This window comes from Bacillus mycoides (assembly GCF_018742245.1).
Classification (GTDB): Bacteria; Bacillota; Bacilli; order Bacillales; family Bacillaceae_G; genus Bacillus_A; species Bacillus_A cereus_U.
This window is the reverse complement of sequence record NZ_CP036132.1, coordinates 3,947,060-3,962,366: the sequence shown is the minus strand read 5'-3', so window position 1 is coordinate 3,962,366 and position 15,307 is coordinate 3,947,060. Positions and strand designations below refer to the sequence as shown.

Sequence of the window (15,307 nt, the reverse complement as noted above, 5' to 3'; positions counted from 1 at the left end):
TTCGGAAATTGTTCATAATTTCACAAACATATTTTTCCTTTTTCTCTTAGTGAAAATACAAAATTTCTAATTTTTCTTGTGCATTTTTTCATGATATATACATAGTGAGGAGGGAAAGTTGATGAATAGTGTCGAGCTTTTTGCAAATATGATTATGAAAGAAGCTTGTAGGGTGCAAGCATCAGACTTACATATTGTGCCCAGGCAAAAGGATGTGGCGATTCAATTACGTATAGGGAAAGATTTAATTACGAAAAGGTGTATTGAAAAGGAATTTGGAGAAAAGCTTGTTTCGCACTTTAAGTTTTTAGCATCAATGGATATAGGAGAGAGGAGAAAGCCTCAAAATGGTTCATTATATTTGCAAATTGATGGATCAGAAGTGTATTTACGCCTTTCAACACTTCCAACAGTATATCAAGAAAGTCTAGTTATTCGCCTCCATTTACAATCATCTGTTCAGCCGTTGTCTCATCTTTCGTTATTTCCAAGTACAGCGGAAAAATTACTCTCTTTTTTAAAGCATTCTCATGGGTTACTCGTATTTACTGGGCCGACTGGTTCTGGAAAAACAACGACAATGTATGCGTTATTAGAAGTAGCTAGAAAAGGAGAAACACGTCGTATTGTTACTCTGGAAGATCCAGTTGAGAGAAGAAAAGACGGTTTATTACAAATTCAAATAAATGAAAAAGCTGGTATCACATATGAAACGGGATTAAAGGCTATTTTGCGTCACGATCCAGATATTATTTTAGTTGGCGAAATTCGTGATGAAGAAACAGCAAAAGTAGCTGTAAGGGCCAGTTTGACGGGACATTTAGTGATGACAACCTTGCATACAAATGATGCGACAGGAGCGATACTACGATTTATGGATTATGGTATTACAAGGCAAGAAATTGAACAATCATTATTGGCTGTAGCTGCTCAGCGACTCGTTGAATTAAAATGTCCGTTTTGCAGAGGGAAGTGTTCAACTTTATGTAAATCAATGAGGCAAGTGAGGCAGGCAAGTATTTATGAACTGTTATATGGATATGAATTAAAACAAGCGATTAAAGAAGCAAGTGGAGAACATGTTACGTATCACTATGAAACGTTGGAATCGTCGGTGCGAAAAGGGTATGCTTTAGGCTTTTTAGAAGAAGATGTATATGTTTAAGAGAAAATGGAGTTTAAGTGATCAAGTATTATTATGGAAAAGATTAAGTGATTTATTAGAGAAAGGTTACTCACTTTTACAGGCGTTAGAATTTTTGCAGTTTCAACTACCGTTAGGGAAGAAATTACAGTTACAGCATATGATCGAGGGATTGAAAAATGGACAAAGTTTGCACGCTTCTTTTCATCAATTAATGTTTCATCCGGAGGTGTTAAGTTATTTGTTTTATGCAGAGCGACATGGTGATATTTCTTTTGCTTTGCAACAAGGGAGTGTACTTCTTTACAAGAAGGATAAATATAGGAAAGATATGATGAAAGTAATGCAATATCCTATGTTTTTATCATTTTTTTTAATGATTATGCTTTCTGTTTTTAACCTCATTTTATTGCCTCAGTTTGAAATGATGTATAGTTCTTTACGTTCTACAGCACCACCACTTACGGAGCAAATTTTAGTTACAATTAAATTATTACCTTATTCCATTTATATCATTTTTCTTATCGTTATAACGGGATTTAGTTTATATATATTTTATTTCCGAAAACTTCCGCCTACTCAACAGGTAAAGATTATGATCCGTATCCCCCTTATGAAAACATTTCTTATTTTAAATCATTCGCACTATTTTTCCGCTCAATTAAGTGGTTTATTACACGGTGGATTGTCAGTGCACGAAGCATTAACAATAATGATGAAGCAAAAGTATCATCCGTTCTTTCAGTATGAAGCAGCCCGAATTGAGCGGCAATTAATCGCAGGAGAACCGTTACAATCTATTATTGATAAAAGTGGTTATTATGAGAAAGAACTTGCTTATATCATTACGCATGGACAAGCAAACGGTAATTTAGCAAATGAGCTTTGTGATTACAGTGAGCTCATTATTGAAAAGGTAGAACAAAAAATTAAACGTATGTTATTTGTGATTCAACCCATTTTATTTACATGTATTGGGGTTATAGTCATTTTGATGTACTTAGCGATGATTATGCCGATGTTTCAAATGATGAATTCAATTTAGGGGGCATTTACATGCAGAATGAGGAAGGTTTTACTCTTTTAGAAATGTTATTAGTTATGGTTGTCATAACTGTATTATTACTATTAATTATTCCAAATGTAGTTACACAGCGCTCATCCGTGCAAGGAAAAGGATGTGCAGCCTATGTGAAATCTATAGAAGCACAAATACAAGCATATCAATTGCAACATAATAAGATTCCATCAATAGAGGAACTTGAAACAGGAAAGTATATTACTTCTAAAACTTGTCCGAAAGGTGAACCAATCCATATTTTCGATGATGGCACAGTATCAGCCGGGAAATCGTGAAACAAAAAGGTTTTACTCTTTTAGAAATGCTACTTGTCTTATTCGCTATTTCTGTACTGAGTGTTGTTACGCATTTTAACGTTACTTCATTACATGAAAAGCAAAGAGCCGAGCAGTTTTTGAAACAGTTTTCAAATGATATTTTGTATATGCAGCAGTTAGCGATTAAGCGTCAAAAACATTATACGTTACGCTGGTTTAAAGAGAAACATATGTATTATATTTCGGAATCGGAGACCGGATTTTTAATTGCTAAGAGAGAATATGATAAAGATGTCCAAATTGATTTGCATACCTTTCCAAATCCAATGACATATAATCCGAGCGGAAATATTAATAGAGGTGGTACGATTTTACTTTCCTATCGGGGGTATAAATATGAGATTGTATTTCAGCTTGGAAGAGGGAGATTTACGTATCGTGAAGTGTCAAAAAGGATCAGTAATGGTTGAAATGGTTGTAGCGTTAAGTTTAATAATGATGGCGGTATCGTTATTGCTCCCGCAAACATTATTAATTATGCAAGAAAGAAAAAATATAAAAATGAGCTATAAAGCATTAATGTTATTAAAAAAAGAAGCGGCCTTATTTAAGTATGAGAATGAGGAAAAGCGAGTAAAAGAGCAAGTCATAAAAGGAATTGTATATTACACATATTGGAGAGGAGATGAAGTTTGTACGATGTGGAAAGATATGAGAGGAAAAGCGATGGAGCAATGCCTTTATGCAGAGAAAAGGTAAAAAGGAAGTGGGATTTACATTAATAGAAATGATTGTATGTTTGTTGCTTTTATCAATGTTCTTTTTACTTTTACCACGTCTTCAGATTATGGGGATAGAAAATACACATTCAAAAGGATTAAATGAATGGGAGTGGGATGTGTTTTTAGGACAAATGCAATTAGAGTTTCGTGAAGTATCAAGTGGGAGGAAGATAGCACTAGAAAATGGTGGGAATATTTTGCGCTTCCAACTTCGTAATGGTGATCAGGTGACGTATGAAAAGGTGAATAGTAATTTAATAAGAAAAGTAAATATACGCGGAAGGGAATTTATATTACAAAGGATTGAAGCGATTTCGTACAAATTAACACCTCATTTGTTATATATATATGTGAAAGATATAAGTGGTGAAATATATGAAGGCGTGGCTGTGCGCTATAGTGAAATTGAGATAGAAACATGAGAAAACAAGATGGATTTACAATGCCAGGAACAATTATTTTTCTTATTTTATTCATTTCTTTTTTGATGTACGAAACGAATATGTTACTTTCGGATAAAAAATTTTATTCTGAAATAGAACAAAGTTTTTTCATGGAGGAACTTGTTGATCGAGCTATTTCAGATATAAAAAGAGACTTACAGCAAAAAGAGAAAGAGGATGTTTTTTTATTTCAGTATGAAAGAGGAGAAGTGAGTGGAAAGTACATCTTTGAAAATGATGTTATTAACATTTCATTGCAATGTGTTACAAAACAGAGGGGTTTCTATACAGTGAGCTTTCGCTATAGGAAAAGGGATAATAAAATATTGGATTGGGTAGAAGGATAATGTGTAAAATACGCTTGGGAGAAGCATTAATTTCCATTGTGTTGAGAGTCAATTTCTTTGTGAAAGGGATAAAAAGGATAGTTAAAAGTTTAAATTTTCTCAAAAAAGAGAAAGGTAGAAAGAATATGATATATTCATGCTATCCAATCATTTTTTCTAGGGAGATAAGGAAATGACAACTAACAATCAAATAGGTGAAAATAAGGAACAAACTATTTTTGATCATAAAGGAAATACGATTATGACAGAAGATAGGGAAATACAAATTATTTCAAAATTCGAAGAACCCCTTATTGTCGTATTAGCAAATGTATTAAGTGATGAAGAATGTGACGGATTAATCGAATTGTCTAAAAATAAAATAGAGCGGTCTAAAATTGGTTCATCACGTGATGTAAATGATATTCGAACGAGTAGCGGTGCATTTTTGGAAGAGAATGAACTAACTTCCAAGATTGAAAAACGAATTTCATCTATCATGAATGTTCCTGTAGCGCATGGAGAAGGATTGCACATTTTAAATTATGAAGTGGATCAAGAATATAAAGCGCACTATGATTATTTTGCGGAACATAGTAGATCAGCTGCTAATAATCGTATAAGTACTCTTGTGATGTACTTAAATGATGTAGAAGAAGGCGGGGAAACATTCTTTCCGAAATTAAATCTTTCTGTACATCCTAGAAAGGGAATGGCAGTATACTTTGAGTATTTTTATCAAGATCAATCACTAAATGAGCTTACGTTACATGGAGGAGCACCTGTAACGAAAGGTGAGAAATGGGTTGCAACGCAGTGGGTGAGAAGAGGTACTTATAAGTAAAAGTGAGCCAGCTTGTTTTATTGCGAGAAAATAGCGAGTATGTTACGTTTTGTTCTTCATTTCATAAGAAGAACAAAACGTTTTTTTATTAAATAAAGTAGCATCTTTCGTTATAATAACAAATAATAACGGATGATTGAGAGGAACGAAAATGAAATCTATATACATAACCGGCTATATGGGAGCTGGGAAAACAACAATTGGAAAAGCGTTAAGTAAAGAACTCCATATGGAAGTTGTAGATACAGATCAAAAAATCGAAGAGCAGAAAGAGAAAGCGATTCGGCATATTTTTGCAGAAGAAGGCGAAATGGTTTTTCGGGAATATGAAAGTGAAATGTTACGTTCACTACCGGTTCAGAATGTAATTATTACAACTGGTGGAGGAATTATTGAACGAGAGGAAAATCGAAAGTGGATGAAGGAAAATGGAACTGTTGTGTATTTATATTGCGATCCACATGTAATTGCAGAAAGGCTTCGTGAAGATACGACACGTCCACTATTTCAGAAGAAAGATATAGATGCATTTGTAACGAAATTTGAATCGCGCCGAGCTTATTATGAAGAGGCTGATATTCATATCGATACGACAAATAAGTCGGTAAAGCAAATTATGAATGAATTAAAGCAAAAGATTAATGAATAAAAAAGTGGACATACTAATCAAGTAGAGGTGATGATAATATGTCTACTAATGATTATGTACGCTTTGTGACACAGCAATTTGTGTCATATATGGATGCTCCAAAAGAGGATCGAAAACAACAGAAACAACAACGTCGTGCGGAGAAAGAGCCATTCTTAAATAAATGGTTTGGTGTTATGCCACTGAGCGCTGCTTTGTTTTATCGAAATGTAAAAAATAAAAGAAAAAAATCAAGCTAACTTTTTCGTAATATGTTTAGCAAAATAACAATCCCCTAGTAGCATCATATACTAGGGGATTGTTATTTACTGCACGGATTCTTTTTCCTCAGTAACTGCATGTATTTTATTGTTTACCCATACAAATCCAATTCCGATACAAATAGAAATCCCCCAGCCAACAGCGGTCATAATAGCTCTCATTTCACCATACCCATCTACACCGAAAACAGAGATGAAATAGATTTTCAAGAAACTTTTTAATATAAATTGAAGACCGAAAAATAGTGTTAAATATTGCAGTGCTGGATATATGCGACTATCCCGATAAAGCTCACGACTTTTATCGCGGTCATGGCCTTGCAGCGCTGCGATATCCGCTGCGAAATATAACATAAGTGGTTTTTTCATAAAGATTGTACATATAACGATGCAGCCAAGTACGATATGATAATATGCATCATTCCATAGCATTCGTTCCGCTGATCCAGATATTAAGTCTACCGCTGTATTAGAAATAAGTGTAATTAAAATAAAGAACCCTGTAACGTTAAACTGTTTTTCTTTTTTAAAGGTATACAGTGTATAAATAATCCCCGGAACAGAGGAAATTAACATTGCGTAATAAGGATCGATATAAGGTTTTGCAAATTTCCAAATGAGGAATGGGAATACGAGATAAAAGACAAGATCTAATATAGCTTTTTTATTTTGATTCATACATGGCCTCCTTAAGTCATACATATATTTTATAATATAATTTCTGAAAATTGTATAAGGTTAATGAAAAAAAAGAAAAGTAGATGTTTAATAGATTAAGAAATTGCCCCTAGCGTAGTAAGTTTTTTTAGTATATAATAAAGGAAACGCTTTCATTTTTTTACTTTGTTCACAAAATGGACGGAAAATCACATATTTACTATTGATATGTTGCTTTATAATGAAACTAATTAAATATACATGCATACAATATTGTGAAATAAATAACATAAATAATCTATATAAATGTAAACGTTATCAAAGAGAGAGGTGGAGACAATGAGTAAATTTTTCTTCAATCATAATCCAGCAACATTAGAGGATGGAAGACTTGTTAAGTATGCTGAAATTATTTATGGAGAAGGTGGCCGTTCTGTATTAGAAAATTTAATGGTGAAGGCATCTATCAGATTGCGTGATCGTTATCCGAATAAATCTGACGAACAGATCTCGAACCTCGTAAATCAAGGCATCCATGATATGTTTCAAAAATACGTGAATGAGTAAGAGCAGCTACTGGCTGCTCTTATTTTTTTGTATAAGGATTGTGCTTTTAGCTGAAAATAAAGGTGCATTTTGAAGTGTGTAAAAAGGAGGGGAAAAGATGAGCAATGGAATTGGTCGTTCAAAAGAAAATCTTCCAACTGATGCAAATCATGTAAGCGCGAAGGACCGTGCAAATCAAAAACGTATGACAGAGAAAAAACAACAAGAGCGTAATGACGATAGAGAATAGGATGGAAAAACATCTTAAAGAAAGCTCCTTCAACAGTTGAAGGAGCTTTCTTTAAGATAGAAAATGATTTGCGGTAACATAAAAGAGACCGCCGTTTATAATTTGTATTGTAATACGTGGTTCGTATTGTTCTTGTAATGCTTGCTTTTCAATTTCATAGCTTTCTGGAAGTTCATCGCTATCTTCGTAAAATCGATTTAAAAGGTCTAAATCGTGATTCCAACGCACTCTCGCTTCTTTTGCCCACGTGTGGTCATCTTCAGCAATTATACTTTTTAAAGCATCCTCTATACGTTGTAAGCCACTTTGTGGCTTAATGATAGGTGAGAGCGTAAAACAAAAATCAGGTATTTTCGGTGTGAGTTTGATCTCTGCTAAAGTGTCATGAAAGTTTGCAATCATTGTCCCGGAAATAAGATGAATACCGATGGAATGAAGTATGTCTTTTTTTCGGTCGCATTGATAAGATACTTTTATATTTACACCAAGCCAAGGGTGAAGAGGGGTATGAGTTGCCCCGCTATGTTTTACTTCCTCATATAAACGTATGTATGAGCCTAGTTCTTTTGTCGTTTCAAATATTTGATGCAAACGTGGTGAACCGTAATGAATAAGTTCACCGTCGTTTTCTTCGTTTTCCGGATTTGTAATAAGAGTAAGGCGCATCGGGTTCGGAATGCCTCCTGTTTTTTCAAGATAGTGCCAATAGAAAGGGCGGTTCATTAATAATTTATCCATTTCAATTGTTAACTGCACGTCTAATAGGTGAGGGGAACGCTCCAAAATTTCACAGTTATTCGCCTCAAAAAAGTTGTATAAGTAATTATGAATTTCATTTTGCTGCATAGTCCTGCACCTCTGCTTCATTGCGCTTCGCAAAATCGATAATAGATGTTAAATTTTCCATCTTGATTCGAATTTCACCCTCGCTTTTTGACTGCGCGAAAATTTCTTGAATATGTGCATCAATATTTTTCATGTTGATTCTCGTTAAAATTTCATCGAGTTCACCGATTACACGTTCAAATAAATTAATTTTTTCATATAGTAGTTTTAAAATGTGCTCTTCAACAGTATGCTTTGTTGCTAAGTTATAAATATGAACATCATTTTTTTGTCCAAGGCGGTGAATACGTCCAATCCTTTGCTCAAGTCGCATTGGATTCCACGGTAAGTCGTAATTAATCATATGGCTACAAAATTGTAAGTTAATTCCTTCACCACCAGCTTCGGTCGCAATTAATACTTGGGCACGGTTTTGGAAAAGCTCCTTCATCCAATCTTTTTTCCCGCGCTTAAATCCACCGCGAAATGGTACAGAGGAAATGCCATGTTGTTGTAAGAACCATTGTAAATACATTTGTGAAGCTCTATATTCAGTGAAAATAATGACTTTATCGTCAATTTCTTTTATAAGCTCTAGTGCTTTATTTGCTTTGGAGTTAAACGGAATATGATTAATTTTATCCATAAGCACATCAATATGTGGGTCCTTTATGTAATGCTCATTTTCTTTCTGCCGTTTTTCTACATGTTTTTTTAATGAATAGTAAACAGCTTCACGACTACTACATGCTTCCCGTTTTAAAGTTAAGGATGAGAAAGCAGATGTGAAGGCATTTTGTTCACGCCAATTTTCAATTTCATTATACAAAGCTTGTTCTTCTTCATTAAATTCAACGAAGATTGTTCGTACATGCCTCTTCGGCCAATCAATGCCAGTGTTATGGCGTCTATTTCGAACCATTACTTTATTGATAAGAGCTTTTAAATCTTCATCGGATTCAGTGGAACGATTTTTTGAAGCATAATATTCTTCAAAATTAGATTGATTGCCTAAATGACCTGGTTTTAATAAAGAAACGAGGTTGAAGATTTCATCAATTTTATTTTGAACAGGAGTTGCAGTTAGTAATAAACAAAACTTCTTTTTTAATCGCTGTGCAAATTCATAGTTTTTTGTTTTATTGTTTTTTAGTTTATGTGCTTCATCGATAATAATAAGGTCATATTCTAGGTTTAAAACGATATCGCGATGCGGTGAACGTTTCGCAGTATCGATTGATGAAACGATGACATCAGCTTGTTCCCAAGAATAACTTTTCTTTTGAGCGACCGCAGGAATAAAAAATTTTGTGTTGAGTTCATACGCCCACTGAGACACGAGAGAAGCTGGAACGAGAATGAGTACCTTTTTTACAAGTCCTCGAACCATGTATTCTTTTAAAATAAGTCCAGCTTCAATCGTTTTTCCAAGTCCAACTTCATCTGCTAGAATCGCTTTACCATTCATTTGTTCGATGACATTTCGAGCGACCTCCAATTGATGCGGAAGCGGCGTGAAATGTGATAAATGTTTCGGTGCTTGCAATCCATCAAAAGTAGGAACGAGTAATGATTTCTCTGTTTTATAAGCTAAATGATATAAATCCCAATTTGTCCAAGGACCATCTTCATCAATTCTTTTTAAAAAATTATTTTGCCACGTTCGATCTACGGAAATATCGACATTCATTAAGACTCTCCCACCTTTTATAAACTAAAGTGATTATTTTAAAAATCTTTATTATAAGCCTCGTAATAAGGCACTATCACAATTACTAAAAGTTAAAGAATAGGCAATGATTTAGGACTAAATCTCGAAAGTTGTATTTAATATGATTAAGAATAAAAAATTCTAAATTTTTTTTTATGCTAGAATATTGATGAAATATAGCGAATAATGTTAGGATAATGGTGTGAAATGTGTGGAATCTTTCGTATTTTATCCAAGAAAGTAACTTTTTATTTACGCTTTCATAAAAAAATATACTGAGATTCCGTATAACCTTATCTTTTCAGAATGAAAATGTTTAGATATGGGAAGCAACTTTTATTGATTTGTCAGAGCATAAGGGGGAAAGAGCATGATTACATTACAACGTACACCGTTATTTGATGTATACGCGAAGTATGGTGGGAAAACAATCGACTTCGGTGGTTGGGAATTACCAGTTCAATTTTCAAGCATTAAAGAAGAGCATGAAGCTGTACGTACAGAAGCAGGTTTGTTCGATGTATCTCATATGGGAGAAGTAGAGGTAAAGGGTGTAGATAGTTTAGCATTTTTACAACGTGTTGTTACAAATGACGTATCTACCTTAAAGGTAGGAGGCGCACAATATACAGCTATGTGCTATGAAAATGGCGGCACAGTAGATGATTTATTAATCTACAAACGTGGTGAAGAAGACTATTTATTAGTAATCAATGCATCAAATATCGAGAAAGATTACGAATGGTTAGCAAGTCATGTAATTGGCGATGCAAAAGTAGTCAATGTTTCTAGTGAAGTTGCGCAACTTGCAATTCAAGGACCAAAAGCACAAGACATTTTACAAAAAGTTGTGTCAGAAGATTTGAAAGAAATTAAGTTCTTTAAATTTAAAAACGATATTCTTGTAGATGGAATTCCTGCACTTGTATCTCGTACAGGTTATACAGGTGAAGATGGATTCGAAATTTACTGTAAGAGTGAAGATGCTGCAAAACTTTGGGTGAAACTTCTTGAAGTTGGAGAAGAAGATGGGTTAAAACCATGTGGCTTAGGTGCTCGTGATACACTTCGCTTCGAAGCAACACTTCCGTTATACGGACAAGAGTTATCAAAAGATATTACACCGATTGAAGCGGGAATTGGCTTTGCGGTAAAACCAAATAAAGAAGCAGATTTCTTTGGGAAAGAAACGTTAAAAGAGCAAAAGGAAAACGGTGCATCTCGTAAATTAGTCGGCATCGAAGTAATCGAACGCGGTATTCCTCGTACGCATTACCCTGTATTTATAGGAGAAGAAAAAATCGGGGAAGTAACGAGTGGTACACAATCTCCAACGTTAAAGAAAAGCATTGGTTTAGCACTAATTGATGTGAAATACGCAACAGTTGATACAGAAGTAGAAATTGAAATTCGTAATAAACGCGTCAAAGCAGTAGTTGTTCCAACACCATTTTATAAACGTTCAAAGTAACGGGGAGAGGGGTAGATTTCATGTTGCATCGTTATCTTCCAATGACAGAAGAAGACAAAAAAGAAATGTTACAAACAATCGGCGTTCAGACGATTGATGAGTTATTCTCTGATATTCCAGAGAGTGTTCGTTTTAAAGGGGATTTAAAAATTAAAGAAGCAAAATCAGAGCCAGAGCTTTTAAAAGAGCTATCTCAAATGGCTAGCAAAAATGCGAACTTAAAAGAATACGCTTCTTTCTTAGGAGCAGGTGTATACGATCATTACGCTCCAGTAATTGTTGATCATGTAATTTCTCGTTCAGAATTTTATACAGCTTACACACCATACCAACCAGAAATTTCACAAGGGGAATTACAAGCAATTTTTGAGTTCCAAACAATGATTTGTGAATTAACAGGAATGGATGTAGCGAACTCTTCTATGTATGACGGAGGTACAGCATTAGCTGAAGCGGCAATGTTAGCAGCTGGTCATACTCGCAAAAAGAAAATTCTTGTGTCTAATGCAGTTCATCCAGAATCAAGAGCGGTACTTGAAACATATGCAAAAGGTCAAAATCTTGAAGTTGTTGAAATTGATCATAAAAACGGTGTAACAGATTTAGACGTATTACAAAGTGAAGTAGATGATACAGTTGCTTGTGTAATCGTTCAATATCCAAACTTCTTCGGACAAGTTGAAAAGTTAGCTGATATTGAAAAAATCGTTCATCAACAAAAATCATTATTTATCGTTTCTTCAAATCCATTATCATTAGGTGCATTAACACCACCAGGGAAATTTGGTGCTGATATTGTAATCGGTGATGCACAGCCATTTGGTATCCCAACGCAGTTTGGTGGACCTCATTGTGGTTACTTTGCAACAACGAAAGCATTTATGCGTAAAATTCCAGGACGTCTTGTCGGACAAACTGTAGATTCAGATGGTAAACGTGGATTTGTATTAACGTTACAAGCACGTGAACAGCATATTCGCCGTGATAAAGCGACGTCTAACATTTGTTCAAACCAAGCGTTAAATGCATTAGCAGCATCAGTTGCAATGACTGCACTTGGAAAACAAGGTGTGAAAGAAATGGCACGTCAAAATATTTCTAAAGCACAATATGCAAAGCGTCAATTCGAAGCGAAAGGCTTCACTGTAACGTTCGCTGGACCATTCTTTAATGAATTTGTTGTAGATTGCAAACGTCCAGTTAAAGAAATAAATGATGTATTAATACAAAAGAATATTATCGGTGGTTACGACCTAGGCCGTGATTATAAAGAGCATGAAAATCATATGCTTGTAGCAGTAACAGAGCTTCGTACAAAAGAGGAAATTGACACACTTGTAAACGAAATGGGGGCTATCCAATGAAGAACCAAGACCAAGCACTTATTTTTGAAGTGACTAAAGAAGGACGCGTAGGATATAGCTTACCCAAATTAGATGTAGAAGAAGTAAAATTAGAAGATGTATTTGAGAGCGATTATATTCGAGTTGAAGATGCAGAGCTTCCAGAAGTATCTGAACTTGATATTATGCGCCATTACACAGCTCTTTCAAACCGTAACCACGGCGTTGATTCTGGATTCTATCCACTTGGATCTTGTACGATGAAATATAATCCGAAAATTAATGAAAACGTAGCTCGTTTCGCAGGCTTTGCCAATATTCATCCACTTCAAGATGAAAAAACAGTGCAAGGTGCAATGGAATTAATGTACGACTTACAAGAACATTTAATTGAAATTACAGGTATGGATACTGTTACGTTACAGCCAGCAGCTGGTGCACATGGTGAATGGACAGGTTTAATGTTAATCCGTGCATATCATGAAGCAAATGGTGACTTTAACCGTACGAAAGTAATTGTTCCTGACTCTGCTCACGGAACAAACCCGGCGTCTGCAACAGTAGCTGGTTTTGAAACAATTACGGTGAAATCAAATGAACATGGTCTTGTTGACTTAGCTGATTTAAAACGTGTTGTAAACGAAGAAACAGCAGCACTTATGTTAACAAATCCAAATACATTAGGCCTATTCGAAGAAAATATTTTAGAAATGGCAGAAATTGTCCATAACGCAGGCGGTAAATTATACTATGATGGTGCAAACTTAAATGCGGTATTAAGCCAAGCACGCCCAGGAGATATGGGATTTGACGTTGTGCATTTAAACCTTCATAAAACATTTACAGGTCCGCATGGCGGCGGTGGCCCAGGTTCTGGTCCAGTAGGTGTGAAAGCTGATTTAATTCCGTACTTACCAAAACCGATTTTGGAGAAAACGGAAAATGGCTATCACTTCAACTATGATCGTCCAGAAGCAATTGGGCGTGTGAAACCATTCTATGGTAACTTCGGAATTAACGTTCGTGCATACACATATATTCGTTCTATGGGTCCAGATGGACTACGTGCAGTAACTGAGTATGCTGTATTAAATGCGAACTATATGATGAGAAGATTAGCACCATTCTATGATCTTCCATTCGACAGACATTGCAAGCATGAATTTGTATTATCAGGTCGTCGTCAAAAGAAACTTGGTGTGCGTACATTAGATATTGCAAAACGTCTGCTTGATTTCGGTTACCATCCACCAACAATTTACTTCCCATTAAATGTGGAAGAATGTATTATGATTGAACCAACAGAAACAGAATCAAAAGAAACATTAGATGGTTTCATTGATAAGATGATTCAAATTGCTAAAGAGGTAGAAGAAAATCCAGAAGTTGTACAAGAAGCGCCACATACAACGGTAATTAAACGTTTGGATGAAACATTGGCTGCTCGTAAACCAGTTTTACGTTATGAAAAGCTAGCACCTGTACAAGTGTGATTGGAATAAAAGAACTCGCTACATGCGGGTTCTTTTTTTTTTCAACATTGGTGCAGCTAGAATGAAAAAAATGTTAAAAATTTATATTTTTTGTTTCATATTGCTGTAAAGATGCGGTTTTATAGGTGTTTTTGTTGAAAAAGTCGGTTTGATAAAAGTATTTATTTTTGTTAGAATTTTATTGAAATTAAGAAGACGTGATGAGGTAGAAATTACTCATTTTTATGTATATGTGAAAAAACGAGCAAGGCGGGGGGTGGAAGCGTGGGATATCGATGTTATAGAATGGTATACCATTTAGAAAATGGAGAAACAATTAAAGATGTAAAAGAATTTTGTTACAGAGACCAAGGAAAAGTGTTAGAAAGAGTAGCGCACCGTGTAATGGATAATAGAGAAGTGACAGCGATTGATAAACAAGGAACAATCATTTCAATAGCGTGTGAGGACATTGTAAAGGTAGAACTTGATTACATAACAGAAAGTTAACCTTGAGTCATATCGAATTATTCGATACAATATACTGTTGAATGGTGAAGAGAGAAGAGAGGAGTTTATCATGGGTAATACAAGACACTTTTATATGTTTATTTTAGCATTTGTTCTTGTTGTGGCGTTAACGATTTATTTAATTGTTGATAGCAGCTGGTACAATACAGTTCATCCAGCATTCCTTCTTTTTATGTATGTAGGAATTGCGGTTGTTAGTTTCGGAATGAGAGACGAAATGTTAGATCGCTTTGAAAAGTGATACATATACGAAAGACCAACAGGAAAATGTTGGTCTTTTTTTCTTGCCAAAAATAGGATGTTGTGTATATACAGTATATACACACTGGAGGAAAACATGAATATTATTATTTCGAATTCTTCCCAAGACCCTATTTATGTGCAAATAAGGAAACAATTAAGCCAGCTTATTTTAAATGGTGGTTTAAAGGGTGGAGACCAATTACCGTCTATTCGTAGCTTAGCGAAGGAATTACAAATTAGTGTAATTACAACGAAGCGCGCGTACGAGGAGCTTGAAAAAGAAGGATATATAGAAACTGTTGCTGGGAAGGGGACTTATGTTTCACGTAAAAATAATGAACTATTAAAAGAACAGCGGCTACGTCTATTGGAAAGTAAAGCGGAAGAGATTGTGAATGAAAGTAAAGTGTTGCAGCTTTCACTTGAAGAGTTGCAACAGATGATTGCGTGTTTATACAAGGGGGAATAAGAG

General features: G+C 34.9%; 21 protein-coding genes and 1 pseudogene. 18 read left to right on the top strand and 4 right to left on the bottom strand.

Going from position 1 to position 15,307, the window contains the following annotated elements; genetic code table 11:
* Window positions 1-121: 121 nt before the first annotated feature.
* The 10 genes from comGA to EXW56_RS20255 all read left to right on the top strand — a co-directional run bounded on the left by comGA (window position 122) and on the right by EXW56_RS20255 (window position 5,765).
* Window positions 122-1,165: a competence type IV pilus ATPase ComGA gene (gene comGA / locus EXW56_RS20300; protein WP_215596894.1), complete on the top strand. Its 1,044-nt coding sequence runs from the start codon at window positions 122-124 to the stop codon at window positions 1,163-1,165.
* The gene (gene comGB / locus EXW56_RS20295; RefSeq protein WP_002199362.1) at window positions 1,152-2,189 is read left to right on the top strand and encodes a competence type IV pilus assembly protein ComGB; all 1,038 of its coding nucleotides are present in this window, start codon (window positions 1,152-1,154) and stop codon (window positions 2,187-2,189) included. Before comGA ends, comGB begins: the two co-directional genes overlap by 14 nt.
* Before the next feature lie 11 nt (window positions 2,190-2,200).
* Complete coding sequence (gene comGC / locus EXW56_RS20290) at window positions 2,201-2,500, top strand: competence type IV pilus major pilin ComGC (protein ID WP_002111826.1); 300 nt, start codon at window positions 2,201-2,203, stop codon at window positions 2,498-2,500.
* A complete protein-coding gene (gene comGD / locus EXW56_RS20285) occupies window positions 2,497-2,952 on the top strand; it encodes a competence type IV pilus minor pilin ComGD (RefSeq protein ID WP_002199363.1) in 456 nt (151 codons plus the stop codon). Before comGC ends, comGD begins: the two co-directional genes overlap by 4 nt.
* Window positions 2,945-3,241 carry a hypothetical protein gene (locus tag EXW56_RS20280; protein ID WP_002111824.1) on the top strand — a complete coding sequence of 99 codons (297 nt, stop codon included), beginning with the start codon at window positions 2,945-2,947 and terminating at the stop codon, window positions 3,239-3,241. Before comGD ends, EXW56_RS20280 begins: the two co-directional genes overlap by 8 nt.
* The gene (comGF, locus tag EXW56_RS20275) at window positions 3,225-3,686 is read left to right on the top strand and encodes a competence type IV pilus minor pilin ComGF (protein ID WP_215557464.1); all 462 of its coding nucleotides are present in this window, start codon (window positions 3,225-3,227) and stop codon (window positions 3,684-3,686) included. The genes EXW56_RS20280 and comGF overlap by 17 nt, the downstream gene beginning before the upstream one ends.
* Window positions 3,683-4,054, top strand: a complete 372-nt coding sequence (comGG, locus tag EXW56_RS20270) for a competence type IV pilus minor pilin ComGG (RefSeq protein ID WP_002199366.1) — start codon at window positions 3,683-3,685, stop codon at window positions 4,052-4,054. The genes comGF and comGG overlap by 4 nt, the downstream gene beginning before the upstream one ends.
* Before the next feature lie 172 nt (window positions 4,055-4,226).
* Complete coding sequence (locus EXW56_RS20265; RefSeq protein WP_002199367.1) at window positions 4,227-4,877, top strand: 2OG-Fe(II) oxygenase; 651 nt, start codon at window positions 4,227-4,229, stop codon at window positions 4,875-4,877.
* 151 nt (window positions 4,878-5,028) lie between these two features.
* On the top strand, window positions 5,029-5,526 hold the full coding sequence (locus EXW56_RS20260) for a shikimate kinase (RefSeq protein ID WP_002111816.1): 498 nt from the start codon (window positions 5,029-5,031) through the stop codon (window positions 5,524-5,526).
* Between the two features lie 38 nt (window positions 5,527-5,564).
* Window positions 5,565-5,765 (top strand): YqzE family protein, encoded by a 201-nt coding sequence (locus tag EXW56_RS20255; RefSeq protein WP_002015009.1) that lies wholly within the window; start codon window positions 5,565-5,567, stop codon window positions 5,763-5,765.
* Between the two features lie 66 nt (window positions 5,766-5,831).
* Here EXW56_RS20255 and EXW56_RS20250 read toward each other — a convergent pair whose 3' ends face one another.
* Together EXW56_RS20250 and EXW56_RS20245 are read right to left on the bottom strand one after the other, a co-directional pair.
* Entirely contained in the window at window positions 5,832-6,464 is a 633-nt protein-coding gene (locus EXW56_RS20250; protein WP_002111808.1) for a VC0807 family protein, read from the bottom strand.
* A gap of 127 nt (window positions 6,465-6,591) precedes the next feature.
* A pseudogene (locus EXW56_RS20245) lies at window positions 6,592-6,710 on the bottom strand (GTP pyrophosphokinase).
* Window positions 6,711-6,782: 72 nt separating this feature from the next.
* Between EXW56_RS20245 and EXW56_RS20240 the strand changes: the two are divergent.
* Together EXW56_RS20240 and EXW56_RS27865 are read left to right on the top strand one after the other, a co-directional pair.
* On the top strand, window positions 6,783-7,010 hold the full coding sequence (locus EXW56_RS20240) for a hypothetical protein (RefSeq protein WP_000032698.1): 228 nt from the start codon (window positions 6,783-6,785) through the stop codon (window positions 7,008-7,010).
* A 97-nt stretch (window positions 7,011-7,107) separates the two neighbouring features.
* Entirely contained in the window at window positions 7,108-7,239 is a 132-nt protein-coding gene (locus EXW56_RS27865) for a hypothetical protein (protein ID WP_002111807.1), read from the top strand.
* 51 nt (window positions 7,240-7,290) lie between these two features.
* Here the strand turns inward: EXW56_RS27865 and EXW56_RS20235 are convergent, their stop codons facing one another.
* Both EXW56_RS20235 and EXW56_RS20230 read right to left on the bottom strand, forming a co-directional pair.
* On the bottom strand, window positions 7,291-8,085 hold the full coding sequence (locus tag EXW56_RS20235) for a YqhG family protein (protein ID WP_002199368.1): 795 nt from the start codon (window positions 8,083-8,085) through the stop codon (window positions 7,291-7,293).
* A complete protein-coding gene (locus EXW56_RS20230; RefSeq protein WP_002199369.1) occupies window positions 8,072-9,754 on the bottom strand; it encodes a DEAD/DEAH box helicase in 1,683 nt (560 codons plus the stop codon). Before EXW56_RS20230 ends, EXW56_RS20235 begins: the two co-directional genes overlap by 14 nt.
* 391 nt (window positions 9,755-10,145) lie before the next feature.
* Between EXW56_RS20230 and gcvT the strand changes: the two genes are divergently transcribed.
* The 6 genes from gcvT (at window position 10,146) to EXW56_RS20200 (ending at window position 15,304) form a co-directional block, all read left to right on the top strand.
* Window positions 10,146-11,246, top strand: coding sequence for a glycine cleavage system aminomethyltransferase GcvT (gcvT, locus tag EXW56_RS20225; protein WP_002111803.1), 1,101 nt, complete (start codon window positions 10,146-10,148; stop codon window positions 11,244-11,246).
* Between the two features lie 20 nt (window positions 11,247-11,266).
* Complete coding sequence (gene gcvPA, locus EXW56_RS20220; protein ID WP_002111800.1) at window positions 11,267-12,610, top strand: aminomethyl-transferring glycine dehydrogenase subunit 1; 1,344 nt, start codon at window positions 11,267-11,269, stop codon at window positions 12,608-12,610.
* Window positions 12,607-14,082: an aminomethyl-transferring glycine dehydrogenase subunit 2 gene (gene gcvPB, locus EXW56_RS20215; protein ID WP_002111798.1), complete on the top strand. Its 1,476-nt coding sequence runs from the start codon at window positions 12,607-12,609 to the stop codon at window positions 14,080-14,082. The genes gcvPA and gcvPB overlap by 4 nt, the downstream gene beginning before the upstream one ends.
* Window positions 14,083-14,367: 285 nt before the next feature.
* A complete protein-coding gene (locus tag EXW56_RS20210; protein ID WP_000262495.1) occupies window positions 14,368-14,571 on the top strand; it encodes a DUF3929 family protein in 204 nt (67 codons plus the stop codon).
* 70 nt (window positions 14,572-14,641) lie between these two features.
* Window positions 14,642-14,833 (top strand): hypothetical protein, encoded by a 192-nt coding sequence (locus EXW56_RS20205; protein WP_002088608.1) that lies wholly within the window; start codon window positions 14,642-14,644, stop codon window positions 14,831-14,833.
* 96 nt (window positions 14,834-14,929) lie between these two features.
* Window positions 14,930-15,304: a GntR family transcriptional regulator gene (locus EXW56_RS20200; protein WP_002111795.1), complete on the top strand. Its 375-nt coding sequence runs from the start codon at window positions 14,930-14,932 to the stop codon at window positions 15,302-15,304.
* Window positions 15,305-15,307 lie beyond the last annotated feature (3 nt).

Coding starts and splice junctions, on each gene's coding strand:
- comGC (WP_002111826.1), top strand. CDS start 2,201: ATGCAGAATGAGGAAGGTTTTACTCTTTTAGAAATGTTATTAGTTATG.
- EXW56_RS27865 (WP_002111807.1), top strand. CDS start 7,108: ATGAGCAATGGAATTGGTCGTTCAAAAGAAAATCTTCCAACTGATGCA.
- comGA (WP_215596894.1), top strand. CDS start 122: ATGAATAGTGTCGAGCTTTTTGCAAATATGATTATGAAAGAAGCTTGT.
- EXW56_RS20235 (WP_002199368.1), bottom strand. CDS start 8,085: ATGCAGCAAAATGAAATTCATAATTACTTATACAACTTTTTTGAGGCG.
- EXW56_RS20265 (WP_002199367.1), top strand. CDS start 4,227: ATGACAACTAACAATCAAATAGGTGAAAATAAGGAACAAACTATTTTT.
- EXW56_RS20250 (WP_002111808.1), bottom strand. CDS start 6,464: ATGAATCAAAATAAAAAAGCTATATTAGATCTTGTCTTTTATCTCGTA.
- EXW56_RS20230 (WP_002199369.1), bottom strand. CDS start 9,754: ATGAATGTCGATATTTCCGTAGATCGAACGTGGCAAAATAATTTTTTA.
- EXW56_RS20210 (WP_000262495.1), top strand. CDS start 14,368: ATGGTATACCATTTAGAAAATGGAGAAACAATTAAAGATGTAAAAGAA.
- EXW56_RS20240 (WP_000032698.1), top strand. CDS start 6,783: ATGAGTAAATTTTTCTTCAATCATAATCCAGCAACATTAGAGGATGGA.
- gcvT (WP_002111803.1), top strand. CDS start 10,146: ATGATTACATTACAACGTACACCGTTATTTGATGTATACGCGAAGTAT.
- EXW56_RS20200 (WP_002111795.1), top strand. CDS start 14,930: ATGAATATTATTATTTCGAATTCTTCCCAAGACCCTATTTATGTGCAA.
- comGG (WP_002199366.1), top strand. CDS start 3,683: ATGAGAAAACAAGATGGATTTACAATGCCAGGAACAATTATTTTTCTT.
- EXW56_RS20255 (WP_002015009.1), top strand. CDS start 5,565: ATGTCTACTAATGATTATGTACGCTTTGTGACACAGCAATTTGTGTCA.
- comGF (WP_215557464.1), top strand. CDS start 3,225: ATGCAGAGAAAAGGTAAAAAGGAAGTGGGATTTACATTAATAGAAATG.
- comGB (WP_002199362.1), top strand. CDS start 1,152: ATGTATATGTTTAAGAGAAAATGGAGTTTAAGTGATCAAGTATTATTA.
- EXW56_RS20205 (WP_002088608.1), top strand. CDS start 14,642: ATGGGTAATACAAGACACTTTTATATGTTTATTTTAGCATTTGTTCTT.
- gcvPB (WP_002111798.1), top strand. CDS start 12,607: ATGAAGAACCAAGACCAAGCACTTATTTTTGAAGTGACTAAAGAAGGA.
- gcvPA (WP_002111800.1), top strand. CDS start 11,267: ATGTTGCATCGTTATCTTCCAATGACAGAAGAAGACAAAAAAGAAATG.
- EXW56_RS20280 (WP_002111824.1), top strand. CDS start 2,945: ATGGTTGAAATGGTTGTAGCGTTAAGTTTAATAATGATGGCGGTATCG.
- EXW56_RS20260 (WP_002111816.1), top strand. CDS start 5,029: ATGAAATCTATATACATAACCGGCTATATGGGAGCTGGGAAAACAACA.